At 67.8% G+C, this 25,291-nt stretch carries 22 protein-coding genes and 1 tRNA gene; 12 read left to right on the plus strand and 11 right to left on the minus strand.

From position 1 onward, the window contains the following. The first annotated feature begins 346 nt into the window (after positions 1 to 346). Both ACFQ4G_RS00505 and ACFQ4G_RS00510 read left to right on the plus strand, forming a co-directional pair. Positions 347 to 1,663: a UDP-glucose dehydrogenase family protein gene (locus ACFQ4G_RS00505; protein ID WP_238207825.1), complete on the plus strand. Its 1,317-nt coding sequence runs from the start codon at positions 347 to 349 to the stop codon at positions 1,661 to 1,663. A gap of 37 nt (positions 1,664 to 1,700) precedes the next feature. Further along, positions 1,701 to 2,456 carry a hypothetical protein gene (locus ACFQ4G_RS00510; RefSeq protein WP_238207823.1) on the plus strand — a complete coding sequence of 252 codons (756 nt, stop codon included), beginning with the start codon at positions 1,701 to 1,703 and terminating at the stop codon, positions 2,454 to 2,456. A gap of 187 nt (positions 2,457 to 2,643) precedes the next feature. On the opposite strand, the gene ACFQ4G_RS00515 is transcribed toward ACFQ4G_RS00510, so the two are convergent. Continuing rightward, positions 2,644 to 4,620, minus strand: coding sequence for an acyl CoA:acetate/3-ketoacid CoA transferase (locus ACFQ4G_RS00515; RefSeq protein WP_238207822.1), 1,977 nt, complete (start codon positions 4,618 to 4,620; stop codon positions 2,644 to 2,646). A 479-nt stretch (positions 4,621 to 5,099) separates the two neighbouring features. Here ACFQ4G_RS00515 and ACFQ4G_RS00520 point away from each other — a divergent pair, with 479 nt between their 5' ends. Beyond that, complete coding sequence (locus ACFQ4G_RS00520) at positions 5,100 to 6,020, plus strand: bestrophin family protein (protein ID WP_238207820.1); 921 nt, start codon at positions 5,100 to 5,102, stop codon at positions 6,018 to 6,020. A gap of 48 nt (positions 6,021 to 6,068) precedes the next feature. On the opposite strand, the gene ACFQ4G_RS00525 is transcribed toward ACFQ4G_RS00520, so the two are convergent. Next, positions 6,069 to 7,196, minus strand: coding sequence for a type II asparaginase (locus ACFQ4G_RS00525; protein ID WP_238207818.1), 1,128 nt, complete (start codon positions 7,194 to 7,196; stop codon positions 6,069 to 6,071). Between the two features lie 511 nt (positions 7,197 to 7,707). Between ACFQ4G_RS00525 and ACFQ4G_RS00530 the strand changes: the two genes are divergently transcribed. The 3 genes from ACFQ4G_RS00530 (at position 7,708) to ACFQ4G_RS00540 (ending at position 9,200) form a co-directional block, all read left to right on the plus strand. Then, complete coding sequence (locus ACFQ4G_RS00530) at positions 7,708 to 8,175, plus strand: MarR family winged helix-turn-helix transcriptional regulator (RefSeq protein ID WP_238207816.1); 468 nt, start codon at positions 7,708 to 7,710, stop codon at positions 8,173 to 8,175. A 403-nt stretch (positions 8,176 to 8,578) separates the two neighbouring features. Next, positions 8,579 to 9,037 (plus strand): NUDIX hydrolase, encoded by a 459-nt coding sequence (locus tag ACFQ4G_RS00535; protein ID WP_238207814.1) that lies wholly within the window; start codon positions 8,579 to 8,581, stop codon positions 9,035 to 9,037. A gap of 88 nt (positions 9,038 to 9,125) precedes the next feature. Continuing rightward, positions 9,126 to 9,200, plus strand: a tRNA-Thr gene (locus ACFQ4G_RS00540). A 131-nt stretch (positions 9,201 to 9,331) separates the two neighbouring features. On the opposite strand, the gene ACFQ4G_RS00545 is transcribed toward ACFQ4G_RS00540, so the two are convergent. The 7 genes from ACFQ4G_RS00545 to ACFQ4G_RS00575 form a co-directional block, all read right to left on the minus strand. After that, positions 9,332 to 10,993: a Na/Pi cotransporter family protein gene (locus ACFQ4G_RS00545; protein WP_238207812.1), complete on the minus strand. Its 1,662-nt coding sequence runs from the start codon at positions 10,991 to 10,993 to the stop codon at positions 9,332 to 9,334. After that, complete coding sequence (gene pbfA / locus ACFQ4G_RS00550) at positions 10,990 to 12,366, minus strand: (R)-1-hydroxy-2-aminoethylphosphonate ammonia-lyase (RefSeq protein ID WP_238207810.1); 1,377 nt, start codon at positions 12,364 to 12,366, stop codon at positions 10,990 to 10,992. The genes ACFQ4G_RS00545 and pbfA overlap by 4 nt, the downstream gene beginning before the upstream one ends. Next, positions 12,363 to 14,102 carry a putative 2-aminoethylphosphonate ABC transporter permease subunit gene (locus ACFQ4G_RS00555; protein WP_238207808.1) on the minus strand — a complete coding sequence of 580 codons (1,740 nt, stop codon included), beginning with the start codon at positions 14,100 to 14,102 and terminating at the stop codon, positions 12,363 to 12,365. The genes pbfA and ACFQ4G_RS00555 overlap by 4 nt, the downstream gene beginning before the upstream one ends. Positions 14,103 to 14,139: 37 nt before the next feature. Then, complete coding sequence (locus tag ACFQ4G_RS00560; RefSeq protein WP_238207806.1) at positions 14,140 to 15,237, minus strand: putative 2-aminoethylphosphonate ABC transporter ATP-binding protein; 1,098 nt, start codon at positions 15,235 to 15,237, stop codon at positions 14,140 to 14,142. An 85-nt stretch (positions 15,238 to 15,322) separates the two neighbouring features. Continuing rightward, entirely contained in the window at positions 15,323 to 16,354 is a 1,032-nt protein-coding gene (locus ACFQ4G_RS00565) for a putative 2-aminoethylphosphonate ABC transporter substrate-binding protein (protein ID WP_238207804.1), read from the minus strand. A gap of 262 nt (positions 16,355 to 16,616) precedes the next feature. Next, the gene (gene phnX, locus ACFQ4G_RS00570) at positions 16,617 to 17,444 is read right to left on the minus strand and encodes a phosphonoacetaldehyde hydrolase (RefSeq protein WP_238207802.1); all 828 of its coding nucleotides are present in this window, start codon (positions 17,442 to 17,444) and stop codon (positions 16,617 to 16,619) included. Between the two features lie 20 nt (positions 17,445 to 17,464). Continuing rightward, entirely contained in the window at positions 17,465 to 18,574 is a 1,110-nt protein-coding gene (locus ACFQ4G_RS00575; RefSeq protein WP_238207800.1) for a 2-aminoethylphosphonate--pyruvate transaminase, read from the minus strand. A 151-nt stretch (positions 18,575 to 18,725) separates the two neighbouring features. Here ACFQ4G_RS00575 and ACFQ4G_RS00580 point away from each other — a divergent pair, with 151 nt between their 5' ends. The 4 genes from ACFQ4G_RS00580 to ACFQ4G_RS00595 all read left to right on the plus strand — a co-directional run bounded on the left by ACFQ4G_RS00580 (position 18,726) and on the right by ACFQ4G_RS00595 (position 22,306). Next, positions 18,726 to 19,616, plus strand: coding sequence for a LysR substrate-binding domain-containing protein (locus ACFQ4G_RS00580; RefSeq protein ID WP_238207799.1), 891 nt, complete (start codon positions 18,726 to 18,728; stop codon positions 19,614 to 19,616). Further along, positions 19,613 to 20,428: a DeoR/GlpR family DNA-binding transcription regulator gene (locus tag ACFQ4G_RS00585; protein ID WP_238207797.1), complete on the plus strand. Its 816-nt coding sequence runs from the start codon at positions 19,613 to 19,615 to the stop codon at positions 20,426 to 20,428. Before ACFQ4G_RS00580 ends, ACFQ4G_RS00585 begins: the two co-directional genes overlap by 4 nt. A 115-nt stretch (positions 20,429 to 20,543) precedes the next feature. Next, complete coding sequence (locus tag ACFQ4G_RS00590) at positions 20,544 to 21,401, plus strand: EamA family transporter (RefSeq protein WP_238207795.1); 858 nt, start codon at positions 20,544 to 20,546, stop codon at positions 21,399 to 21,401. Positions 21,402 to 21,766: 365 nt separating this feature from the next. Next, positions 21,767 to 22,306, plus strand: a complete 540-nt coding sequence (locus ACFQ4G_RS00595) for a hypothetical protein (protein ID WP_238207793.1) — start codon at positions 21,767 to 21,769, stop codon at positions 22,304 to 22,306. A gap of 109 nt (positions 22,307 to 22,415) precedes the next feature. Here ACFQ4G_RS00595 and argB read toward each other — a convergent pair whose 3' ends face one another. Next, positions 22,416 to 23,327 carry an acetylglutamate kinase gene (gene argB / locus ACFQ4G_RS00600; protein ID WP_238207791.1) on the minus strand — a complete coding sequence of 304 codons (912 nt, stop codon included), beginning with the start codon at positions 23,325 to 23,327 and terminating at the stop codon, positions 22,416 to 22,418. 233 nt (positions 23,328 to 23,560) lie between these two features. Between argB and ACFQ4G_RS00605 the strand changes: the two genes are divergently transcribed. Further along, positions 23,561 to 23,824 carry a hypothetical protein gene (locus tag ACFQ4G_RS00605; RefSeq protein WP_238207789.1) on the plus strand — a complete coding sequence of 88 codons (264 nt, stop codon included), beginning with the start codon at positions 23,561 to 23,563 and terminating at the stop codon, positions 23,822 to 23,824. A gap of 173 nt (positions 23,825 to 23,997) precedes the next feature. After that, positions 23,998 to 24,288: a hypothetical protein gene (locus tag ACFQ4G_RS00610; RefSeq protein ID WP_238207788.1), complete on the plus strand. Its 291-nt coding sequence runs from the start codon at positions 23,998 to 24,000 to the stop codon at positions 24,286 to 24,288. A 61-nt stretch (positions 24,289 to 24,349) separates the two neighbouring features. Here ACFQ4G_RS00610 and ACFQ4G_RS00615 read toward each other — a convergent pair whose 3' ends face one another. Further along, positions 24,350 to 25,153 (minus strand): MOSC domain-containing protein, encoded by an 804-nt coding sequence (locus ACFQ4G_RS00615; protein ID WP_238207787.1) that lies wholly within the window; start codon positions 25,151 to 25,153, stop codon positions 24,350 to 24,352. Positions 25,154 to 25,291 lie beyond the last annotated feature (138 nt).

The following is a 25,291-nucleotide window of genomic DNA, read 5'->3' on the forward strand; positions in this document are numbered from 1 at the left end:
ATGGCGATGCGCGCCGCGCGCCGCGACGCACGCGCCACACGCCTTCCCTGGAGGAGGTCCGGCGTTTGTCATCCGGAAGGGGCTGATATACAGCCCCGGTCGATCGATCCGCCCGGTAACGACGGGCGAAACCGGCACCGTCGATGTCGGGCCCTGTCGGGCCACCATTGTGCCGGCTCAGTATAGAGCAAGTTTTGATGGGTCCAAGCAGGTTCGCGTTGGCACGCCGACGCTTCACCCTGCTTAGGTCCTTGGTGTGTCGCAGGTTTTGTCGCAGAATCGGTGACCACTTCTGCGAAACCTGCTTAGTCATCACGGACGTCGAGACGGCCGAGGAGAGAGCCAGATGAAGATCGCGATGATCGGCGCGGGGTATGTCGGCCTGGTCTCCGGTGCGTGCTTCGCCGATTTCGGCCACACCGTGTGCTGCGTCGACAACGATCCGGCCAAGATCGAGGCCCTGGAGCAGGGCCGCATCCCGATCTTCGAGCCGGGGCTCAACACGCTGGTGGCCGACAACGTCCGCCAGAACCGCCTGACCTTCGCCACCGACCTGACGAGCGCGGTGGCCGCGGCCGACACGGTGTTCATCGCGGTGGGCACGCCGTCGCGGCGCGGCGACGGATTTGCGGATCTCTCCTACGTCTATGCGGCGGCCCGCGACATCGCGGCGGCCCTTACCGGCTACACCGTGGTGGTGACGAAATCGACGGTTCCGGTGGGGACCGGCGACGAGGTCGAGCGCATCATCCGCGAGGCGCGGCCCGATGCCGATTTCGCCGTGGTCTCCAACCCGGAATTCCTGCGCGAAGGCGCGGCCATCGGCGATTTCAAGCGGCCCGACCGCATCGTCATCGGGGCGGACGACGACCGCGCGGCGAATGTGATGAAGGAGGTCTACCGCCCGCTCTACCTCAACCAGGCGCCGATCCTCGTCACCGGGCGGCGCACGGCGGAGCTGACGAAATACGCCGCCAACGCCTTCCTCGCCACCAAGATCACCTTCATCAACGAGATCGCCGACCTCTGCGAGCAGGTCGGCGCCAATGTCCAGGAGGTCGCCCGCGGCATCGGCCTCGACAACCGCATCGGCTCGAAGTTCCTGCATGCGGGGCCGGGCTATGGCGGCTCGTGCTTCCCCAAGGACACCCTGGCGCTGGTGAAGACGGCGCAGGATTGCGGCACTCCGATCCGGCTGGTGGAGGCGGTGGTCGCCGTCAACGACCAGCGCAAGCGGGCCATGGCGCGCAAGATCGTCACCGCCTGCGGCGGCTCGGTGCGGGGCAAGACCATCGCGCTCCTCGGCCTCACCTTCAAGCCGAACACGGACGACATGCGCGACGCGCCGTCGCTCTCCATCGTCGCCGGCCTGCAGGATGCCGGTGCCCGCATCCGCGCCCACGACCCGGAAGGCATGGAGGGCGCGAGGCACTTGATGCCCGACATCGCCTATGCCGACGACCCCTATTCCTGCGCCGAAGGGGCCGATGCCCTCGTCATCGTGACCGAATGGAACGCCTTCCGCGCCCTCGACTGGGCGCTCCTCGCAAGGAGCATGGCGGCACGGGTGGTGGTCGACCTGCGCAACGTCTACCGGGGCGAGGACGTGGCCCGCCACGGCTTCCGCTATGTCGGCATCGGCGTGCCGTCGCCGGAGATTTAGGACGATAAGCTTCTACATCTGAAGTCAGGAATATTTTGTGACCTCCTTCATCGTTCCCGACGGCAATGAGGCGATTCGTGCGGATATTCCAGCAATTGTAGAGTTGATCGAGAGAACAGCCAGATGGGTACATCCGGAAACGTTCAAGGCTTTACCGGTTTGGTGTCCCTACACCGCGCGCGGTCAACCGCTCTACGACGCGACTTGGACGCGACAATATACAAATACCCGTCGCGCAACTAAGGAAACAAGCAATAAATTCGAAGGGAACGTGGCGGCACTAAAGGCGCTGGTTTCAGCGCTCGGTGTATCCTCACCCAAGCCCCGAAATTGGACGGTATGTCACATATGGGGCTACGACGATCCCGCATTTGCAGCACAGAGTAGTATTGTCCAGGATCCACGGTATTTTTCCTGCATTGGTAATATGGTCTGGTTGCCCACTCCCCTCAAAGGGTTCACTGACGCATTGCCGGAGGTGAAGAAGATGCTCCGAATCTGTTCGTACAATCTTTATGGTTGGGCTTGCGAACACCCATCCGTTAAAGCGGAGGCCGAGGAGATTAGATCAGGCATCATTCCAGTTGGCTATCCAAGAGGATGGCCGAGTGCCCTCGATCTAAAGCTAATACCGCTCGGCACAGCGCCTTATACCGACAAAATAAGGCGCGAAATTTTAGTACGAAAAGCGAAGTGGCGACGAGATATCGATGATTTGAGACTTGTCGACTATCCACGAGATCAAGTTAAAAATGTGCTCGATTTTTGGAAAATAGATATTTATCAAACATAGAATTTTTTAATTCGAGGCGGGTGAGGTTTTTTGCCTAGTTCCGCCTCGTCGGATAACTTGATTTTACACCGATTTCCGAGAAAGCTCTACTTTCATTTGCCCTTCGAGCGAGGCCAGTTCGCGCACCCGACGAGCCGCTGATCGATTCACGTATCGCCTCCCGGCGCGGACCGGGAGGCAGAGTTCATCAGGCCGCCGCGTCGATGGCGGTGGACGCCCGGCGCACCTTGCGGTCCATGCCGTCGAGGAAGGCGTGGGCGTCCTCCTTGCGCTCGAAGACGTGCGGGGCGAGGCCGCGATTGTTCAGGGCCTCCTCCATCTTGAGGCGCAGGAAGGCGCTCGTCGCGTAGCGCGTGGTCGTCAGGTAGTAGTTCGCCGACAGGTATTGGATCATGCTCGCGTAGTCGTCGTACAGGTTTTCGTTGATGCGGAACCCGTCATGGTTGACCACCGAGTTGACCCGCTTGCCGGCCTTCTTGCAGGAATCGACCAGGACCTTGCGCAGGTCGTCGATGTCGCTCTTGATGCGGGCGTGCCAGCCTTCGAGGTTGAGGAACAGGATGTTGCGCTCGGCGTCGTAGCTGACCCGCTCCGGCAGGTTGAGGTTGAGGAGGTCCGAGAGGAGCTCCATCGGCTCGTCGCGGAACAGGCGCGGATCCATTTGCGCCGGGTGCTTGATGATCGGCGTGAAGCCCATATGGGGCAGGATGTCCCGCTCGATCTCGATGCCGGGCGCGACCTCGATAAGTTCGAGCCCCTCGTCGGTGAGCTGGAAGACGCAGCGCTCGGTGACGTAGATCACCGGCTGCGAGCGCTTCTGCGCATAGGGGCCGCTGAAGGTGATCTGCTCCACCTGGGGCAGGAACTTCTGCGAGCGGCCTTCCTGCACGATCTTCAGCTTGCCGTCCTCAATGGTCGTCTCGAGCCCGCCCACCGTGAAGGTGCCGGCGAAGACGACGCTGCGCGCGTTCTGGCTGATGTTGATGAAGCCGCCGCAGCCGTTGAGCTTGCCGCCGAAGGCGCTGGTGTTGACGTTGCCGTGCTGGTCGCACTCGGCCATGCCGAGGCAGGTCATGTCGAGGCCGCCGCCGTCGTAGAAGTCGAACATCTGGTTCTGGTCGATGACGCAATCGGCGTTCGTCGCCGCGCCGAAGCTCGACCCGGAGGCGAGGACGCCGCCCACCGCGCCCGCTTCCGTGGTGAGGGTGATGTAGGGGGTCACCTTCTCCTCGTTGGCCACCGCCGAGATGCCTTCCGGCGCGCCGACGCCGAGATTGACCACGCCGTTGGGCGGCAATTCGAAGGCCGCGCGCCGGGCGATGATCTTGCGGGCGTCGAGCTTCATCTTCTTCATGCCGCTCACCGGCACGCGGATCTGTCCGGCGAGGGCCGCATCGTGCTGCACGCCGTAATTCATGCGGTGCATCTCGGGCTCGGCCAGCACCACGCAATCGACAAGGATGCCCGGCACCCGCACGTCCTTGGGTAGCAGGAACCCGTCATCGACGATGCGCTCCACCTGCGCGATGACGATGCCGCCGTTGTTGCGCGCGGCCATGGCCTGGGCGAGGCAATCGAGGGTCAGCGCCTCCTTCTCGAAGGAGATGTTGCCCGCGGGATCGGCCGAGGTGCCGCGGATGAAGGCCACGTCGATCTTGGTGGCGGTGTAGAACAGCCACTCCTCGCCATCGACCTCCACGAGCTTGACGATCTCGTCCGTCGTCACCTCGTTCACGCGGGCGCCGCCATGGCGCGGATCGACATAGGTGTGCAGGCCGACCTTGGAGAACAGGCCGGGCTGTCCGGCGGCGCAGGCGCGGTAGAGCTGCGAGATCACGCCCTGGGGCAGGTTGTAGCCGACGATCTTGTTGTCCTGGGCCGCCTTGGCCACCTTCGGCATGCGTCCGAAATTGGCGGCGATGACGCGCTTCAGCAGGCCCTCGTGATGGAGGCGCCCGGTGCCGAGACCTTTGCTGTCGCCGGCGCCGGCGGTCATGATGAGGGTGAGGCCGCGCGGCGCGCCGGTATCGACGAACCGCTTCTCGAGGGCCGCGTGCAGCGCCTCGGGGATGCAGCTCTGCACGAACCCTGTCGTGGTGACGACGTCGTCATGCCGGATGAGGGCGATCGCCTCCTCGGCCGTGATCACCTTATTTTTCTTCATCGACCGGTCTATCCTCGGAGCACCTCCCCCATCCGGCCCTCGCCGCAAGTGATATCTTGCATAAAGCCGGGATGAAGAAGTCTTGTTTGGCGCACGCAGCGTAAAGATACGGTCCAGATTCCGCAAGGGTTGGGTCTAGTACCAGTTGCTATGGAAATGTTTTGTTGCACCGCACCACATTCCCGAAGTCCCGCACCGCGAAATCCCGCCGTCACGGCTTCGTCCAGGAGCATAGCCAGTTCAGTCCCCCATCATCGGTACCCATGAACACTTTTGCGGTGCGGGAAGGTCGAAAGTATTCATAATTTCCAGGACGAAGGCACCGTTCCGATCCTCCGCCGACCACGCATCTCGGTCGTGACGCTCCCGCGCCTACGCCCACCCATCGACGACCTTGCCATCCGGGCGTTCCGTGACGCAGGCTCGCCGGCCGGTCCTTTCACGGACCGCCGATCCCTCCCCGGAACCGCAAATCCTCCATGATCGTCCGCTCCCGGCCCAACCTGATGGCGATCCTGTTCACTCTGCAGGGGTCGATCCTGCCGCGGGTGGCGCTGAAGGTGGGGTTCATCACGCTCGCGGCGATCGTGGTGGTGGCGGTGGAGCGGGCCTGGCCCGATCCGTTTCCGATGAGTGCCGGCATCGGGCCGTTCACCCTGGTCGGGCTGGCGCTCTCCATCTTCCTGAGCTTTCGCAACGGCGCCTGCTACGATCGCTGGTGGGAGGCGCGCAAAGCCTGGGGAACGCTGATCCTCGAAGCGAGGGCCTTCGCCCGGCTCCTGGTCGCACTCCTTCCCGGAGAGCAGCACGACGTATTCCGGAGGCTCGCGCTGAGACGCGTCATGGCCTTCGCCACAGCCTTGCACGCGCAGATGCGCCGCGAGGACGAGATCGCCGCCGCGGCACCGTGGATGCCCGAGGCGGAGGCCGCGCGGCTTCGCGACCGCGCCAGCCCGGCCGACGCCGTGCTCGTGCAGCTGACGGCCGATCTCGGCCACACGCAGCGGGCGGGCCAGCTGACCGACATCCAGTTCGGCCTGCTTGAGCAGAAGATCGCCGCCCTGGGTCAGGTCCAGATCGTGTGCGAGCGCATCCAGGGAACGCCGCTGCCCTTCGCCTATACCCTGCTCCTGTACCGGACGGCCTGGATCTACTGCCTGCTCCTGCCCTTCGGGCTGGCGGGAACGCTGGGCTGGGTCACGCCGTTCGTGGCGGCCCTGGTCGCCTACACCTTCTTCGGCCTCGACGCCCTCGGGGACGAGCTTGAGGACCCGTTCGGTCTGGAGCCCAACGATCTCCCCCTCGACGCGCTGCTTCGCGTGGTGGAAGGGGTCGTCCTCGACGCCCTCGGCGAGCCGGTGCCGCCGCCCCTGGCGCCGGAGGGGTATCTCCTGCGCTGAGGCGGCGTTCCGGCCCGGTTGTTCCGGCGAGCGCTGTCCCGCGAAGGCTCAGTACTCCCAGAAGATCCGCTGCAGCTCCTTGGTGTCCTGGGTCTTGGTCAGGGCCACGGCGGCGAGGATCTTGGCCTTCTGCGGGTTGAGGTCGTGGGCCACCACCCAATCGTACTTGTCGTCGGGCTGCTCGGCGTTGCGCAGGACGAAGCCGTCGCCGACGCGGGACGAGCGGATGATCTGCACGCCCTTGCCCCGGATGTCCTTCAGCGTATCGACGAGATAACCGGCCACCGAGCCGTTGCCGGTGCCGGCATGGATGATCGCCTTGGCGCCGCCCGCCACCGCGGAGGTATAGGGCTCGGGGTGCATGTTGCCCGAGCCGTAGACGATGGCGACCTCGGGCAGGGCGTCGATGCTGTCGATGTCGAATTCCGAGGTGGTTCCGTGGCGCTTCACCGGCGCGCGGAACCAGTAGGTCTTGCCCTCGACCACCATGCCGAGCGGACCCCACTGGCTGAAGAAGGCCGAGGGTTTGATGTTGACGCGCTTGGTCGTGTCGCGGCCGGCCTGGATCTCGTCGTTCATGGTCAGCAGCACGCCCTTGGCGCGGGAATCCCTGGCGCCCGCCACCACGACGGCGTCGAGGAGGTTGAGGGCGCCGTCCGCCGAGATCGCGGTGGAGGGGCGCATGGAGGCGACCATGACGATCGGCTTGTCGGTCTTCACCACGAGGTCGAGGAAATAGGCCGTCTCCTCCACGGTATCGGTGCCGTGGGTGACGACGATTCCGTCGACGTCGTCGCGCTTGACCAGGGCGGAGACCTGCTTGGCGAGCTGGATCAGCTGGGCGTTGGTGAAGCTCTCCGAGGCGATCTGGAAGGCCTGCTCGCCGCGCACGTCGGCGACCTGGGCGATGGCGGGCACTGCGGCGATGAGCTTGTCCACCGGCACCTTCGCCGCCTGATAGGTGGCGCTGTTGGCCGCATCCGCGCCGGCACCCGCGATGGTGCCGCCGGTGGCGACGATGACGACGCGGGGCTTGCCCGTCGCCGCCGGGGCCGCCGCCTCGCCGGGCTTGGTCGGTGCCGGTCCTTCGAGTGCCGTCGCGGAGAGAGGCGCGAGGGGCAGGCCGAGGCCGAAAGCCAGGGCGAGGGGCATCGCAAAGGTTCTGGCAGAGGTCATCGCAGAGGTCCCGAAGGAGGTCCTGGGACGCGCCACGTGAAGCCTCTCGGAAAGGCCGCAGGAACGGGAGGCGGGGGGAGCGAACGGCATCGAGGTATCCTGATCACAAGCCTGGGTTCGGCATTGTGGCCCCTCCATCCGCCGAGGCCCAGGCCAAAAAGGCGGCGACCACAGGCCGTTCCCGCGTCACTCCGCCGAATTCGGGCCGGGGAAGGCGCGAGACGGCAGCGGGCGAGGAGGGTGCGCGCAAGGAGGGTGAGCGATGGTAATCGCGGCCGGGATGGTCTTCGGCGGTGTGGTCTTTCAGTCGCAGGAATCCGCTGCGAGCCTGCAGATCAAGCATCGTTTAGATCGCTGGTCCGTTAAATGCTTACAATCGGATGGAAATCGCGAGAATTTCGTATACCGGGCTACCCTCACTCAGCTATCGTATAAGACCCAGGCGCAAGGTATCGATGTCCCCAAGAGGTCGTCGTGCCGGCCACATCCGGGGATGGATCGCGTGGTGTATATGGTCGACGCTCCTCAGCAGCAGATGAGCTCCGTCACGGACCCGCTGCTGCTCGACAATCAGCTCTGCTACGCCCTCTATGCCGCCGCTCATCGGATCACGCGGTCGTATCGTCCGATGCTGGAGCGGATGGGACTGACCTATCCGCAATATCTCGTGCTCCTCGTCCTGTGGGAGACGGACGGCGTGACGGTCTCCGATATCGGGCGCCGCCTGCGCCTCGATTCCGGCACGCTGACCCCGGTCCTCAAGCGGCTCGAAGCGGCGGGCTTCCTGATCCGCCACCGGCGGCAGAGCGACGAGCGCGAGGTCGAGATCCAGCTGACCCAGCATGGGCGCGACCTTCGCGCCGAAGCCCGCCTCGTGCGGGAATCCGTGATGTGCCAGCTCAACATGTCCGAGCCCGAGGTTCAGGCCATGCGGGCCGACCTCAACGCGCTGATCGAGAATCTCAGCGCCGCGGGCTGAGGCGCGCATCGTCCATCGGCACCGGGAGGACGGCCCCTGTTCTGCGGTGCCTGTCCTCACCCTGTCACGGTCCGGTTGCAGAACATGGATTAGTCTCCGCATCGGCATAAAGCGGAACTATTTTTATTTTGCCGGGTAAATTTCGTCTTGAGGGCGGCTTTCGTTTTCCGCTAAGGCCTGTTTGCGACTCGTATGCTGCAGCGCAGCCGGGCTGCTCCCACGTCTTCCCGTCCGCGCGCGAAAGAACAGGGCGCTCGATGTCCAAGATGACGACGTCCCAGACTTCGACGGCAGTGGGATCGGAACGTCCTGCCCCGGACCGGAATCGTCTTCCGCCGTCGCGCGCGTCCAGCCGTTTGCCATTGCCTGAAGAACCCGAGCGACGGTCGGGCGTTCGGATCCCATGAGTTCAAACCTGACGGAAAGCGACACGGAGCCTCGGCGCCAGGTCGGCGCCTTGCCCTTCCGACGCCTCTCGAACGGAGGCTTCAAGATCCTCATGATCACGTCGCGCGAGAGCCGTCGATGGGTGATCCCGAAAGGCTGGCCGATGAAGGGCCGCAAGCCCTACGAGGCCGCCGCCCGCGAAGCCTACGAGGAGGCAGGTCTGCTCGGCGAGATCGGCAAGCGGCCGCTCGGCTTCTACCTCTACGAGAAGCGCCTGAAGAGCCGCGACTTCGTGCTGTGCCAGGTGAAGGTGTTTCCCCTCGAAGTGCGCAAGCAGCTCAAGCACTGGCCCGAGCGGGACGAGCGCGAGGACCGGTGGTTCAGCCCGTCCGACGCGGCCGAGGCCGTGACGGAATCCGGCCTCGCCGGCATCATCCGCGCGGCGTTCAAGAAGGAAACCGGGTTGCTGGTTTGACACGCCATGCGCAAAGGCGGCCGGAGGTGATTGCCAAGCCGCTTTCGATCCGCTAACTCCCCGCTCGTCCCGACACGTCGCGACGTTGGCTGCTGTAGCTCAGTGGTAGAGCACCTCATTGGTAATGAGGAGGTCGACAGTTCAATCCTGTCCAGCAGCACCATTCAATTCGAGCACGAATGCCTTTTGCCCGCTTTCGACCGGGCCGGCTGTGCTTCCAACAATGATCATGTGAGCACCCGGCATCGACGGGACATTTCGTCCGTATTCGGGCCAGATAGCCCTCTGTCCGGGTCAGCCCGGGCTTGCCTTGGCGAGCTGCGTCGAGGCGCGGAGGCGGCTGTCGAGCAGGTCTCCGCTGTCGCGCAGGATGGGATAGGCGGCGCCGGCGACCACGTGGTCGTTGATCCGCTTGAGGTCGCGCAGCAGGTCGAGATCGACGGCCCAGGCGGAATCGTCACGGCTCGGGGCCTCGCGGAGCCATGCGAGATGGGCCGCGACATGCTGTTCTTCCAGGTCGCGGAAGGCCCGCTTCTCGGCGGCGAGCCGCCGTGCGGCGCGGTCGTCGGCGGTCACCAGGAGGGAGGCGGCATGGCGGAGATTGGCCGCGAGGCGATCGAGCAGGCCCGCGAGGTCGAGATCGTTCCGGGTCGTCCCCAGCTTGCGCCGGCGCCCGATCTGCGTGGCGACGTTGCGCGCGAGCACGTCGCCGGCATGGCCGATCTGGATGGTGAAGCTCAGGAGCCCGGCGATCCGGCGTTCCTCGATCTCGTCGAGGGCCTCGGGGTCGAGCCCCGCCAGATAGCGCTGCAGTTCGGCGCCCCGCATCTCGATCTCGCGCTCGCCGGCGCGGATCCGCTCCAAGGCGGTCGCATCGCCCTGGAGCAGCCCGGCCGCGTCGCGCAGCATGACCTCCAGACCGTCGGCGAGGCGCAAGGCGTGGCGGGAGGCGTGCCCGACGGCCACGGACGGCATCCCGGCCTGTTCCGCATCGAGCCGCAGGACCGGCAGGGCGCCTGGAGCGACGGCCCGTTCCGGCAGCAGAATGCGGAGAAGCCCGGCAAGCGGCCCGAGCAGCGGCAGGGCCGCGAGTGCCAGGGCCATGTTGAAGGCGACGTGGAAAGTGGCGACCGCGTCGCGCGGATCGCCGGCGAGCCTCTCGACGATCGGCGCGATCTGCCCCAGCAGCGGCAGGGCGACGAGGCAGCCGGTGAGCCGCACCAGCAGATTGCCGAGCGCCACGCGCCTTCCGGCGGGCTCGTGGCTCGCCACCAGTGGATTGAGCGCGCTGCCGAGATTGGCCCCGAGCACGAGGGCGAGCGCGGTTTCGGGCGGCACCAGACCCTGCCCGGCGAGTGCGGCGACGAGGAGGATGATGGCGACGCTGGAATGGGCGGCCCAGGCGAACAAGGCCGCCAGAAGCGTGGTGATGACGGGATCGGCCGCGACGATACCGAGGAGCACCCGGAGCGCCGGGCTGTCGCGGTAGGGACCGAGCGTCCCGACCATCTGGCCCAGCGCCATCAGGACGAGGCCGAGGCCGATGGCGATACGGCCGATCGCGCGGGCCTTCGCGCCCGAGGCGCGGCGGAACACGACCGCTCCGACGAGCACCAGCACCGGGGCGATGGCGGCGACCTCGAAGGACAGGGCCTTGACGATCAGCGCCGTGCCGACATTCGCGCCGAGCATGACGGCGAGCGCCGGGATCAGGGCCACCAGCCCGTCGGCGGCGAAGCTCGTGGCCATCAGCCCCGTGGCGGTGCTGCTCTGGACGAGCAGGGTCACGCCGAGCCCGGCCAAGAGCGCCTTGAGCGGGTGGTCGAGGCTGAGGGTCAGCACCCGCCGCAGCTCGCCGCCGAAGGCCCGCTGCATCCCCGTGCGGATCATGTGGATGCCCCAGAGCAGAAGCGCGACCCAGCCGGCGAGATCGAGCAGGAGCACCGTTCCGGTCATGTCCGGCGGGCGCCTTCCGCCCCTCCTATCGCGGTCTCGACGATGTCGAGGGCGGTGGCCATCTCGGCGGGCGTGACGGTGAGCGGCGGCGTCAGGGTCAGGACGTTGCCCATCGTGGTCTTGAACGACAGTCCGGCATCGAGCGCGCGGTAGAGCACCGCCTCGGCGAGGTCGCCGTCGGGCTCGCGGGTGTCGCGGTCGCGCACCAGTTCGATGCCGATGAGGCAGCCCCGGCCGCGGATGTCGCCGATGGCGGGGCAGCGCTCCTTCATGGCGGCCAGCCGGTCGAGGGCGAGGACGCCGACCCTTGCGGCATTGGCCACCAGATCCTCCTCCTCGATGATCCGGATCGTCTCCAGGGCGGCCCGCGTCGTCACCGGGTTCTTCTCGTGAGTGTAGTGGCCGAAGGCCCAGTCGCCGCCGACATCGAGGCGCGGGTCGGCGATCACGGCCGCGATCGGCAGGATGCCGCCGCCGAGCCCCTTGCCGATCACCAGGATGTCGGGGACCACGCCGTCATGCTCGCAGGAGAACATCCGGCCGGTCTTGCCGAGGCCGGTGGGGATCTCGTCGAAGATCAGCAGCACCCCGTGCCGGTCGCAGATGCGCCGGACCTCCGCCCAGAAACCCGGCGGCGGGATGTAGGGCACCGCCCGCGTCGGCTCGGCGACGAGGGCCGCGACATCGGGGTCGCGGGCGAGGACGTAGTCGATCATGCGGGCGCAGGCCCGGCCGCTCGCCTCCGCGCCGTCGGTGCCGTAGGGGCAGCGATAGCCGCCGAAGGGGGCGACATGGAGGGCGCCGGCCACCATCGGCCCGGCGGGGCCGGAGCGGAACAGCATCTCGCCCGACATCGCCGCCGAGCCGGTGCCGGCGCCGTGGAAGGCATCCCAGAACGACAGGGTCTTGTGCCGGCCGGTGGCCGCGCGGGCGACCTTCACCGCCACCTCGACCGCGTCCGAGCCGCCCGTCGTGAACAGCACCTTTCCGAGGTTGCCCGGCGTGATCGCCCCGAGCTTCTCGGCCAGCGCCACGGCCGGTTCGCAGGCATAGCGGCGCGGGGCGAAGGGGAGGGCGTCCATCTGCTCGGCGACGGCGCGCTTCAGGCGCGGATGGCCGTAGCCGACATGGTGGACGTTGTTGCCGTGGAAATCCATGTAGCGGCGCCCGGCCGCGTCCTCGATCCAGATCCCCTCGGCCCGCACGATGGCGTTGAGGCAGGGCGTCGAGACCGACTGGTGCAGGAAGGCGTCCGAATCCCGCGCCAGGAGCCTGCGCGTCGTCGCGTCGAGGCTCCCCGCCTGCCAGGCGGCGCGTCTGTCGGTGCGGTTGGTGTCGCCCTCCGATTCGGCGATCGCGGAGGGCTTCGTCATGCGCTCGCCTCGCGGCGGCGCCAGGACTGCGTCCTGGCGAGGACGAACCGGTTGACGATGGCGAGGAGAAGGCGGGCGGCGAGCGCCGTCGCCATGATCACGCTCGCCATCGCGGCGGCCGAGGCGGTGGTGCCGGCCTCGTCCATATGGACGATGGCGATGGCGGCGAGCTTGGTGCTCGGCCCGTAGAGGAAGATCACCGCCGAGACCGTCGTCATCGCGTTGACGAACAGGTAGACGAAGAGTTCGAGCACCGTCGGCATGCAGATCGGCAGGCTGACGCGCCGGAAGGTCTGCCAGAACGGCACCTTCAGCGAGGCCGAGACCGCCTCGAATTCGGGATCGATCTGCTTCAGCGCCGTCGTCGCGGTCACATGCGCCACGGTATAGTAATGGGCCAGCGTGTTGATCGCGAGCAGGGCCAGCGTGCCGTAGAGGACGTTGAGCGGGTTCCACGCCGCGTTGAAGAAGAACACGTAGCCGAGGCCGAGCACGAGGCCGGGCACCGCCAGCGGCAGCATCGCCAGCAATTGCGCGACGGCGCGGCCGGCGGGGAAGACCTTGATCTTCTCGATCAGGTAGGCGCCGCAGAACACCGTCACGGTGCCGATCGCGGCCACCGACAGGGCCATGGCGAGCGAGTTCCAATAGGGCGCCCAGCCGTCGGAATCGGCCGCCGCGAAATCGTAATGGTCGAGGGTCAGCGACAGGTTGTAGGGCCAGTAGCGGATGAAGGAGGCCCAGATCGCGACGCCGTAGGTCCCGACGATCACGCCCGCCACGAGGGCCGCATAGCCCAGCGAGAGCCGGTCGCGGACCGGACGGGGCTTGGCCTCGTAGGGGACGGAGCGGGCCGAGAGCAGGGAGGATTGCCGGCGCTGGATCAGCCGGTCGACGGCGAAGGCGAGGATGGCCGGGACCAGCATCAGCAGGCCGACGACGGCGCCCATGGGGAAGTTCTGCTGGCCCACCACCTGGCGGTAGGCATCGGTGGCGAGCACCGGATATTGCCCGCCGATGACCTTCGGGATGCCGAAATCGGTCACCACGAGGGTGAAGACCACGAAGGCCGCGCTGACCAGCCCGTAGCGCGCGCCGGGCAGGGTCACGGTGGCGAAGGTGCGCAGGCGGCCCGTGCCCATGGCGGAAGCCGCCTCGTAGAGCCGCCCGTCCGACAGGCTCAGGGCCGTCACCAGGATGATCAGCGCATGCGGGAAGGCGTAGAGGCATTCGGCGATGGTGATGCCGATCGGCCCGTAGACGCTGTGACCGAACAGGATCCCGCGCAGGAACCCCTGGTTGCCGAGGATGTAGGTGAGCGCGATGCCCGACAGCAGCGAGGGCGCGAACAGCGGAAGCAGGGCGAACGCCAGGAACAGGCCCTTCCACCGCATCGTCGTGCGGGTCAGGGCGTAGGCGTAGCCGAATGCGAGGGGCACCACGATGGCGACGGTGCTCCCGGCCACGGTGAGGCTGTTGAGCAGGGCCTCCACCAGGGTCGGGGTGGAGAAGTAGGTGCGGAAGTTGCGGAGGCCGGCGGCACCCCCGTCCGGTGCCTCGAGGCTCTTGATCAGGACGGAGCCGAGCGGCAGGGCGATGATGACGACCAAGAGCAGGCAGAACCCGGCGACGAGCACCGTGGCCACGAGCCTCTCCGACGGCATGCGGCTCCGCGCCGGGAAGGCCTCCGGCAGGGAGGCGGCGAGGGCAGGCCCGGCCAGAACGGATTCGGTCATGACGGATCGGGTCATGATGGATCGAGTCATGGCCGCCTCACCGGGGAAGCGCGACCGGGAAGGCCCGGAGGGCCGCCGGAGGCAGGCAGACGTAGAGATACTGGCCCTCGCTCAGCGCGAGGTCGCCGTGGAGATTGGCCGAGAGATCGGCGACGAGGGCGCCGCCGAGGTCGCGGCTCGGCTCCAGCCGTGCCCGGTAGAACGAGCCGAGGAATTCCAGACTGCGCACCCGCACCTCGATGGCGTTGACGTCAGTGGGGACCACGCTGCCGACGCGGATGTCCTCCGGGCGGAAGCCGAGCCGGACCGGGCTGCCGGGGATGAAGCCGCGTCCGTCCTCGCAGACGAGATCGACGCTGCCGACCCGGATCTCGCGGGCATTGCCCACGGTGGCGTCGAGGAAGGTCATGGCGCCGATGAAATCGGCCACGAAGGCCGTGGCCGGATGCCGGTAGATCTCCTCGGGCGTGCCGACCTGCTCGATCATCCCCTGGTTCATCACCACGACCCGGTCGGCCATGGCCAGCGCCTCCTCCTGGTCGTGGGTGACCATGATGGTGGTGATGCCGAGCCGCTTCTGGAGCTGGCGGATCTCGTCGCGCAGGCGGGTGCGGACCTTGGCGTCGAGCGCCGAGAGCGGCTCGTCGAGGAGCAGCAGCGAGGGCGAGGTGGCCAGCGCCCGGGCCAGGGCCACCCGCTGCTGCTGCCCGCCCGAGAGCTGGACCGGGTATTTCGCCGCCTGGTCCGGCAGGCCGACGAGGGTCAGAAGCTCCGCCACGCGGGCGGCGATCCTGGCCTTGGCCATCCTGCGGTTGACGAGGCCGTAGGCGACGTTGGCGCCGACTGTGAGGTTCGGGAACAGGGCGTAGGACTGGAACACGATGCCGAAATCGCGCTCCGCCGGGGGCGCGTGCGAGACGTCGACGGAGCCGATCTCGATGCGCCCCTCGTCCTGCCGGTCGAGCCCTGCGATCAGGCGCAGCAGGGTGGTCTTGCCGCAGCCCGAGGGCCCGAGGAAACAGACGAACTCGCCCCGTCCGATCTCGAGGTCGATCCCGTCGAGCGCCGTGAAGGCGCCGTAGCGCTTGGTCAGCCCGGAGACTTCGAGGAACGGTGTCGCGTCACGGACGGTCATGGCGTGGAACCCTCGGGTCTTGCGGGTTGCGCTGGAGGACTTGCGGGCTGCGAGGGAAGGAGGAGCCTTCCCTCTTTCCCGGCGATTACTTCTTGGCGGCCTTGGCCTCGTAGCGGCGCGACCATTCGGCGAGGACCCGCTCGCGGTTGTCGGCCATCCAGCCGAGGTCGTTCTTGATCATCGCGGCCTCGGCATTGGCCGGGTAGTTCGCCGGCACGGTGGCGACGCCGGGATAGGCGACCACCGCGTAGCTCTTGGCGTAGAGCTCGTTCGCCGCCCTGGTGGCTCCCCAATCGGCGACCTTGCGGGCGAGGTCGAGTTGCTTGGTGGTGGCGACGATGGCGTAGGCCTCCTCGTCCCAGCCGGTGCCGTCCTCCGGCACGATCACCGCGAGGGGCGCGCCCTTGGTCTTCTCGGAGGCGCCGCGCATGTCGAGGGAGAGGCCGGCGGTGCGCTCGCCGCGCGCCGCCTGGACGCAGGGCGCCGAGCCGGAATGCAGGTAGGCGGCGATGTTCTCGTGGAGCTTGTCCATGAAGGCCCAGCCGGCCTCCTCGCCCATGCCCTGGAGCCAGCCCGCCACCAGCAGGTAGCCGGTGCCCGAAGAGGCCGGATGGGGCATCACGACCTTGCCCTTCAGCTCCGGTGCCAGGAGGTCGGCCCAGCGCACGGGCGTCCTGGCCTTGTCCTTCTCGGCCTCGGCCGTGTTGAAGCAGACCACGCCGATCGAGGCATCGGTGCCGGTCCAGGTATAGGGCGCCTTGGCGTCCCGGAACGCCGGCTTCAGCGCATCCGCGCCCTTCGGCTCGTAGGTGGCGAGCAGCCCCTGCTTCTCGAACATCAGCAGGCTGGAGGCGGCGAGCCCCATCACCATGTCGGCGCGCGGGTTGTCCTTCTCGGCGAGGAAGCGGGCGGTGATGATCCCGGTGGAATCGCGCACCCACACCACCTCGACCTCGGGCACCGCCCGCTCGATCCCGGCCTTGAACGGCCCGAGCTGGTCGTTCTCCAGGGCCGTGTAGATGGTGAGCTTGGTGCGCTCGGCCGCCGAGACGGCCGTCGGAGCGGTCAGGGACGACGTCATTGCGAGGGTCAGAGCGAGGAGGCCGAGGATTTTCATGGACGATACTCCGGGGTCTTGTCGTTCCGACGTCTTTACGATCCGATACATGACAGTAGAAAGACGAAACTCTCTACGATCAAGTCCAGCATTTTTGCATGTACTGCCTATTTACGAACCATTACGTTGGATAAGCCGCGAAGACTGCGGACAGCCGAAATTCGTCCCCGGCGTATAGCCGCGGAGCGATGGCGAAACCTTTCTTCCGGGCGCGCGAGACGGCGCCCGAGGATGACGCGGCGGTTCTTCCGCAAGCCGGCCTTCAGCAGGCCTGCGGCATGCGCCCCGCCGCCAGCAGCCCGTTGATGTCGTTCACGATTCCGGGCAGGTCGGCGATCGTGTCGATGAGGAAATGAGGCTTCGAGTCGGCGAACATCCCGGCGATCCGCGTCCGCTCGGCGGCGAGGCGATCGGCCGGCAGCGCGCGGAACGCGTCGTAGCTCAGCCCCAGCGCATTGCCGGAACAGGTGAGCGCCACCGTCCACATGCCGGCCTTGCGGCCTTCGAGGATGCCCGGCACCGTGTCGTCGACCTTCACGCAGGCGGCGACGTCGTCGATGCCGAGCGCGATCACGTTGGCCAGCGCCTGAGCCGGATGCGGGCGCCCGTTCGGGACCTCGTCGGTGGCGACCACATGGTCGGCGACGTAGCGGTTGGTGGCGGCGAGTGCCACCACGCGCTCCATGACCCGGGCCGGGTATCCGGAACAGGAACCGATCTTCAGGCCCATCCCCCGCAGGGTGGCGATGGCGTCCAGAGCCCCCGGGATCACGGCGGAATGCTCGGCGATCTTCTCGATCTGCAGCGGCATGAAGCGCTCGTAGATGGCGGTGACGTCCGCGTCGGACGCCTCGCGCCCGCGGGCGGCTTCGTAGCGCGCGGCGATCTCGGGCTGGTTCAGCAGGGTGCGGATATGGTCCCACTTGCCCATCCCCATGGGCCCGCGGGCTTCTGCGAGGCTGACGGCGACGCCGAACTCGGCGAAGGCCTCGACGAAGATCTGGGTCGGCGCGAAGGAGCCGAAATCCACGACGGTGCCGGCCCAGTCGAGGATCGCGGCCTGAAGCTTCTTGGGCTGAGCATAGGACATGACTGTTCTCACCTGTGCGATCAGAGGATCGTGATGTTCAGCTCGGCGAACACCTCGGCGACGGCCTCGACCGCACGCTCCATGTCGGCGGATTCCACGTGGCCGATGCAGCCGACGCGAAACGTCTCCAACTGCGTGAGCTTGCCCGGATAGAGGACGAAGCCACGGTCGCGCACGGCGGCGTAGAAATCGGCGAAGCGATAGTTGGGGTCGGACGGCGCGTGGAAGGTGACGATGATCGGCGCCTGGATCTCGGGGGCGAGGAAGCTCTTCAGGCCGAGCCGTTCCATGCCGCGGATCAGCACCTCGCAGTTGCGGGCATATTTGGCGTGGCGGGCGGGGAGGCCGCCCTCCTCGTCATATTGCAGCAGGGCCTCGTGCAGGGCCGCGACCACATGGGTCGGCGGCGTGAAGCGCCACTGCCCGGTGCGCTGCATGTAGACGTGCTGGTCGTGGAGGTTCAGCGCCAGGGAGGGCGAATTGCCCTCGGCCCTGTCGAGCGCTTCGGCCCTGGCGATGACGAAGCCCATGCCGGGCACGCCTTCGAGGCATTTGCCCGACGCCGCGATCAGCGCCTCGAACGGCACGGCGGCGGCGTCGATCGGGAGCGCCCCGAAGGAGGACATCGCGTCGATGATCAGGCCGCGGCCATGGCGGGCGACCACGGCGGCGATCTCGGGCAGAGGATTGAGGATGCCGGTGCTGGTCTCGCAATGGATCAGGCCGACATGGGTGATGGCGGGGTCCGCGGCGAGCAGCCCGTCGACGGCCTCGGGCGTGGTCGGCACGTCGTCGGCGGTCTCGTAGACGCTGTGGTCGCGCCCCAGCGCTTCGCAGATCCGGGCGAGGCGCTTGCCGTAGGCGCCGTTGACGAGGACCAGGACCTTGCCGGTGCGGGGCACGAAGGTGCCGATCGCCGCCTCGACGGCGAAGGTGCCGCTGCCCTGGAGCGGCACGCAGACATGGCTGCCGGTGCCGTTGGCGATGGCCACCAGCCGCTCGCAGACCCGTGCCGTCAGAGCGTTGAAGCTGCCGTCCCAGGAGCCCCAATCGGTCATCATCGCCGCGCGGGTGCGCTCGGACGTGGTGAGCGGGCCGGGCGTCAGCAGGATGGGAGCGGCGGCATTCATGGTGGTCATCCCCGATCTGCGTCGAGCCGTCCCGCATTGCCGTGCATCGGGACGACTCGATCCGGTCGATGGCCGGACCTTGCCTTCCGGCGACCCATCAGATCAAATCGTTTGTCGTAATGCGCGTCATCAGTCTTGCCGATGGGTCCTCATGAACCTGTTCCAGCTTCGCGCCTTCGACGCGGTCTCGCGGGAAGGCAGCTTCACCCGGGCGGCCCGGCGGCTCTGCATCAGCCAGCCCGCGGTGACCGGGCACATCAAGGCCCTGGAGGAGCGCTACGACCTCGTGCTGTTCCGGCGCACCGCCCGCAATGCCGAGCTGACCCCGCAGGGGCAGGCCCTGGCCGAACTCACCGGCCCGCTCTTCGGGCTTGTCGAGCAGGCGGAGGACCTGCTCGAAGCCAACCGCAACCTCGTCTCCGGGCGGATCGAGATCGCGGTGGATTCGCCCCATATCGCGATGCCGCTGCTGGCGCGCCTGCGCGAGCGGCATCCCGGCATCGTGGTCGGGCTGATTCTCGGCAACGCCGCCGAGACCCGGGAAGCGCTGCTGGCGGAGCGGGCGAGCGTCGCCTTCCTCACCGAGGCGGAGGCGCATCCCGATCTCCATCTCGAAGAGATCGCCGTCTCGCGCATCTGCGCGGTGCTCGCCCGGTCCCATCCCCTGGCGCAGCGCGCGAGCCTCGACCTCGCCGGACTCGACGGCGCCGCCATGGTGCTGCGCGAGCCGAATTCCGTGACGCGCCGGACCTTCGACCGGGCCTGCCGCGCCCGCAGGGTGGCCCCGACCGTGCTGATGGAACTCGACAGCCGCGAGGCGGTGATCGAGGCGGCCGCCGCCGGTATCGGCATCGGCATCGTCTCCTCGCTGGAATGCGGCGACGACGGACGGATCGCCGCCCTCCGGATCGACGGCGCGGACCTCACCAACCGCCACGCCATCGCCTGCCTGGCGAGGCGGCGGAATCTGCGCCTGATCCGGGCGGTGTTCGCCCTCGCCACCGACAGCGCCAAATCCGAGGGTGCAGGGAGCGACCGATGAGCGACAAGCGCCCGAGGGCCGAGCCGCGCTCCCTCGCGGCCGGTCGCCACGAGGAGATTCTGGCCCGCCTCGGCCGCGACGGCAGCGTCAGCGTCGAGGCGATGGCGGTCCGGTTCGGGGTCTCGCGCGAGACCATCCGGCGCGACCTGAAGGCCCTGGCCGAGCGTGGTCGCCTCGCCATCGTCCATGGCGGCGCCACCCGCCGGGCCGACGAGCCGGCCCTGGCCCTGCGCGAGCGCGACAACCCGGAGGGCAAGGCGGCGATTGGCCGGGCGGCGGCCCGCCTCGTCGAGGACGGGATGGTGGTGGTGCTCGATTCCGGTGCGACCACGCTGGCGGTGGCCACCGCCCTCGCGGGTCTCGATCCGCTGCTCCAACGCCCGGCGGTGAAGGGCCTCACCATCTGCACCAATAGCCTGCCGGTCGGCCTCCTGCTCTGCCGGATCCCCGGTCTCCGCATCCATTTCCTCGGCGGCGAGATCGAAGGCTCCGACGAGGCCGCCTTCGGCACCGAGGCGATCGCCGCCCTCGCGCGCTTTCGCGCCGATCTCGCCTTCGTCGGGGCCGGCGGCCTCTCGATGGCGGGCGACATCACCGACTTCGCTCCGATCCCCACCGAAACGCGCATCCGCATGCTGGCATCGGCCGAACGCGGCTTCGTGGTCGCCGACAGGACCAAGTTCGGACGCCTGACCCCGATCCGCCTCGCGCCGATTCCACCGGGCACCGGGCTGATCGTCGACGCGGAGCCTCCGGAGCAAATGAGAAATGCCTTGATCGGGCGCGGTCTCGAACTGACCGTTGCCGGATGATGTGAGTTTTTGTGGTTTTATGATTTCTTTTGTCGAGCCTCCGCGCTAGGAACGGTCGCGCCTCCGGTCGAGCCATGCCGACCGGGCAGCAACCACGCACAGGATGTCGGAGATCATGACCGCGACCGGCATGAGCCTGCCCGTTTTCGCCGCCGTCCTCGCCGCCGCCTTCATGCATGCGGGCTGGAACGCGGTCGCCAAGCTCCGCCTCGAACCCATCCTCACCATGGCGCTGATCTCGGCCGCGGCCGGGTTGTTCGCGCTTCCCGCCTCCCTCTGGTTCGGATGGCCGGCCTCGGCATCCTGGCCCTGGCTCGCCGGCTCGATCCTGCTGCATCTCGGCTATTACATCGCCCTGGCCGAGGCCTATCGGCACGCGGATATGGGGCAGGTCTATCCCATCGCCCGCGGCAGCGCCCCGCTGCTGACCGCCTGTGCCTCCCTGGTCCTGCTGCACGAGGCCGTGGCGCCGCTCGCGGCCCTCGGCATCACGATCCTCTGCGCCGGCGTCGCCCTGATGGCGCTCGCGAAAGGCGGCGGCCGTCACCTGAGCCGCAAGGCCCTGGGCTTCGCGCTCCTCACCGGAGCCCTGATCTCCGGTTATACGCTGGTCGACGGCCTCGGTGCCCGCGCGGCGGGCGATCCCCATGCCTATGCCTCCGCGCTCTTCGTGGTCGATGCGATTCCGCTGCCGCTCTTCGTGCTGTGGACGCGCGGGCGCGATGCGTTGCAGGCCGTCCGCGGCCTCGCCTTTCACGGGCTCGGCGGCGGGGCCCTGGCGCTCGGCTCCTACTGGATCGCGATCTGGGCGATGACGGTGGCGCCCATCCCGTTGGTGGCAGCGACCCGGGAGACCAGCGTGCTCTTCGCGATGCTGATCTCGGTCGTCGTCCTGAAGGAGCCCCTCCTCGCGTCGCGAACGGCGGCCGTCATCGTCATCGTGGCCGGCGTTGTGACGATGCGTCTGGCCTGAACCGGGCGACGATGCGGACCCGGACCGGCCATTGATCGACGTGGCGCGCCATCTGCCCGTCATCGGACGGCTGCCTGCGAGCGCGGCCGGCGCGTCGCCTTGACGCTGCCGCGGCCGAGGCGATAGGTCTACCGCCCATTGCGGAGGCCGGTCTGGATGGCCCACGCGGCGCATGGCGAAGCGCCGCCGGGCAGGAGGGCGTGCGGCGGCGGATCGCCGTGATGTCGTTCCCTGGGCGCCACGGGTCCGGGCGGGTGTTTCAGAGACAGGTGCGGTCACGGACCGTCGGGGCGGCGTCCGACACCGCCACGTCCCGCACCGATCGAAAGGTTTTCATCGTGAGCGTTGAGCCGGACCACAAGGCAATGGCGATCTCCAGACGCGACGAGTCCGATGGGCAGCCATCGGCGGATGCGGAATCGATCGTCGTCGCCCTGGAGAGGGCAGCCGCCATGATCCCCACCAACCCGCCCTCTCGCAAGACCGTCGATGTTGCGAAGCGTCTCTATGCCGAGTTGCGGCCGGCATCCCAGGGGCGGCGCGATGCCAAGGCGCTGATCGTGCGTGGCCGCGCCGCTTTCCGGCTGTTGCAGGAGGCCAACCGGCCCGGCGAGACGGATGCGGAGGAGGGGGCGGCCTCCGCTGAGCAGGGCGCCGGGGATGATGCGGCCTTCGCGGACAATGTCGACCGCATGCGCAGGATCGTGGGCGCGCTGGAGGCCGCCGCCAGGACGGAGAATCCGAGCCGCTTCACCGAGCAGGCCCGTCTCTGCAAGCAGATCTGGGACGATATCGGGCCGGCCGGTCCCGAGGGCCCGGCCCTGCGCAAGGCCTATCGCAAGGCGTCGGCCAAGTTCTGGGCCAAGGCCGGGATGCAGGAGCCCGGCGGAGCCGACGGAGCGTGAGTCCGGCCGGCGCATATCCGCCGGCCGCGAGGCATGAGCCCAAAAAGAGGATCAGCACAAAAAGAGGATGAGCCCGGAAAGCCGATACCGCTTTCCGGGCCCGTATCCGTCAGGTGCGGCGGATCAGCGTGCCCGCGCCGTGATCGGTGAAGAGTTCGAGCAGCACGGCGTGGCTGACTTTGCCGTCCAGGATGACCACCGCCTCGACGCCCTGTTCCAGCGCGTAGATGCAGGTCTCGATCTTCGGGATCATCCCGCCCGTGATGGTGCCGTCGGCGATGAGCCGCCGGCAATCCTCCAGGGTCAGGTCGGTGATCAGCTTCTTGTCCTTGTCGAGCACGCCCGGCACGTCGGTGAGGAGCAGCAGGCGCTTGGCCCGCAGCGCCCCGGCGATGGCGCCCGCGAACGTGTCGGCATTGACGTTGTAGGTCTGCCCGTCGGTGCCGAAGGCGACGGGGGCGAGGACCGGGATCAATTCGGCCTTCAGCACCGCGTCGAGGACGCCGCGTTCCACGTGTTCGGGCTCGCCCACGAGGCCGAGATCGATCTCCTGCTCGGTCTGGCTCTCCGGGTCGAGCACGGTCCGCGTCGCCTTGCGGGCGCGGACCATGTTGCCGTCCTTGCCGCAAAGGCCGATCGCACGGCCGCCCTCGGCCGAGATCCAGCCGACGATCTGCTTGTTGATCGAGCCGGCGAGCACCATCTCGACCACCTCGACGGTGGCCTCGTCGGTGACGCGCAGGCCGCCGCGGAATTCGGATTCGATGCCGAGCCGGCCGAGCATGCGCCCGATCTGCGGGCCGCCGCCATGGACGACGATGGGCTTCAGGCCGGATTGTTCGAGGAGCACGATGTCCTCGGCGAAGTCTTCCGCCGCCGCCCGGTCACCCATGGCATGGCCGCCATACTTGATGACGACGATTTCCTGGTCGTAGCGCTGCATGTGCGGCAGCGCCTGGACGAGGACCTCCGCGCGCACGTGCACGTTCGGCAGGGCATCTTTCGACAAGGATTCTTTCATCGTGAGGCCATGTCCTCGCTGCGGCGCCGGATCGGGATGCGCGACGACGCGCTTCTAGCGCAGCCATGTCGCATCGCGAAGCGCCGAGAGCCGTCGAACCGGGAAAAATCGAGGCGGTTCAAGGGTGAGCCGGCTCATGAACGCATCGGCCGGCGCGACATGGGCCGGCGCGATAAGCGTTTGTTAACGATGACCGGTGATCCTGTGATCATTCGCACAGGAACTCGTCCCCGATGCTCAACGCGGACCCTCTCGTCGCCCGTCCGACTCTCACCGGTCTGCAGGTCCTCGCTGCCGCCCTCGGGCGAATCGGCCAGGAGGCCGCCTCTCCGGCGGAGGTCTGGCGCAAGCTGACGGAGAGCTACGTCGTCGATCTCGATGCCGTCGCCAGCATCATGCCTCGCGCCGAGCCCGAGCCGGTCTGGCTCACGGCTCGCACCGGGGACACGCACGACACCGGCCATTCGCGGATCAGGAGACCGTCGCTCCGCGCATGAGGTCGTCGCCTCGCCATTAGCTTTGCCTCATCAAGAAACGAGCCTGGCATACGTCATGCTAGGCCAAGTCCAACGAGACAGAACGGGGAACGCCCAGGCAACAATCACGCGGCCGCTCGACGCCTGAGCAACACCGCGGACCTTATTCGCCACGATCGAAAAAGGGGTCCGTCATGTCCGAACTGTTGACCGTCGCTCTCATCTGCTCCTCCGTCCTCGCGGCGAAGGATTGCTCCCGCACCACCGCACTCGACGTCATCGTGTCTCCGGCTCACACGCCGATGGAGTGCATGATCCACGGCCAGACCATGGCCGCCTCCACCATGGCGTCCTCCAACTGGGGCGAGGCCGGCGAGAGGCCCTACGTCAAGGTGACCTGCGAGCGGCGACATGCCGATTTCCGCGGCCTGCGCCGGGCCGGCTACGCCGCCGCCATCGTGCTCGTCCCCCGGCACGCGATCTGACCGGCCCCGCCCGGCGACAGGCAGGCGCGCATCACGGCCCGGGACTTTGCCGATCGAGACTCTACGTCTCGATCCGGAACGTCTCGCCCTGTTCGAGCCTGCCTCCGCTCAGCACCTCCGCGTAGACGCCGCAATCGGAATGGCCGAGCTGCGCGGAGAGTGTCCGCGGGATCGCGAGGTCACGGGTTCCGGTCGCCGGATCGACATTCGTCGCCGCGCAGCGCTCCGTCCGCTTGGTCACCCGCAGGCGCACGCCGCCCGTCGCGGCGAGCACGCGCCCGACGAGATCGAACTCGGCGAAGGCAGCGAGCCCGCCGAGGTGAAGGTTCGCGCGAAAGCGTAGCGGATCGACCGGCGCTCCCACCATGTCCTCCGTGGCGGCGACGCTGGCGAGGTTGAGGAGCGAGACGAATCCGCGGGCCGAATCGGTGAAGCGGAAACCCTCCGGCGCGGCGAGCAGCTTCGGCGGCCCGCGCAGGGCATCCGCGAAGTCCGTGCGGAAGAACGCCTCCACCGCCTCCCGCCCCGGCGCGGCCGACAGGTCGGCCTCGACGGCGACGCTCCCGTCCCGGCGGATCGTCAGCACCGAGGTCTCGGGATCGTAGCGGGTGTCGAGGCGGGCCAGGGCCTCGTGGCGCATCAGCATCAGGAACTTGATCTTCGGCTGGTGCGTCGGCGCGGCCGGATCGAACCCGGACGGCCCGTTCTCGATGGCGAACAGCCGGTCGCCCGGAAAATAGCCTCCGGCCTCGAGCATGGCTCCGTCGAGGCGCTCGGGCGAGAGCCCCTTCACCGGATAGCGATGCAGCGCTTCGAGGCGCAGGTCCGGGGCACCGGTCGCGGCGGCATTCATGGCGGAGGTCATGGCGTCAGCCTCGCCCGAAGTCGCACCGGCACGCAAGTCCGTGAGCGGGTCTTGTGGTGCTCATTTGCAACACTACATCGTGAGGATCGGTGGCCGTGGCGGCGCCGATGTTCTCCGGGCCAGCCGGCCGGGGAGCGA

Source organism: Methylobacterium marchantiae (genome assembly GCF_042679825.1).
GTDB classification, from domain to species: domain Bacteria; phylum Pseudomonadota; class Alphaproteobacteria; order Rhizobiales; family Beijerinckiaceae; genus Methylobacterium; species Methylobacterium marchantiae.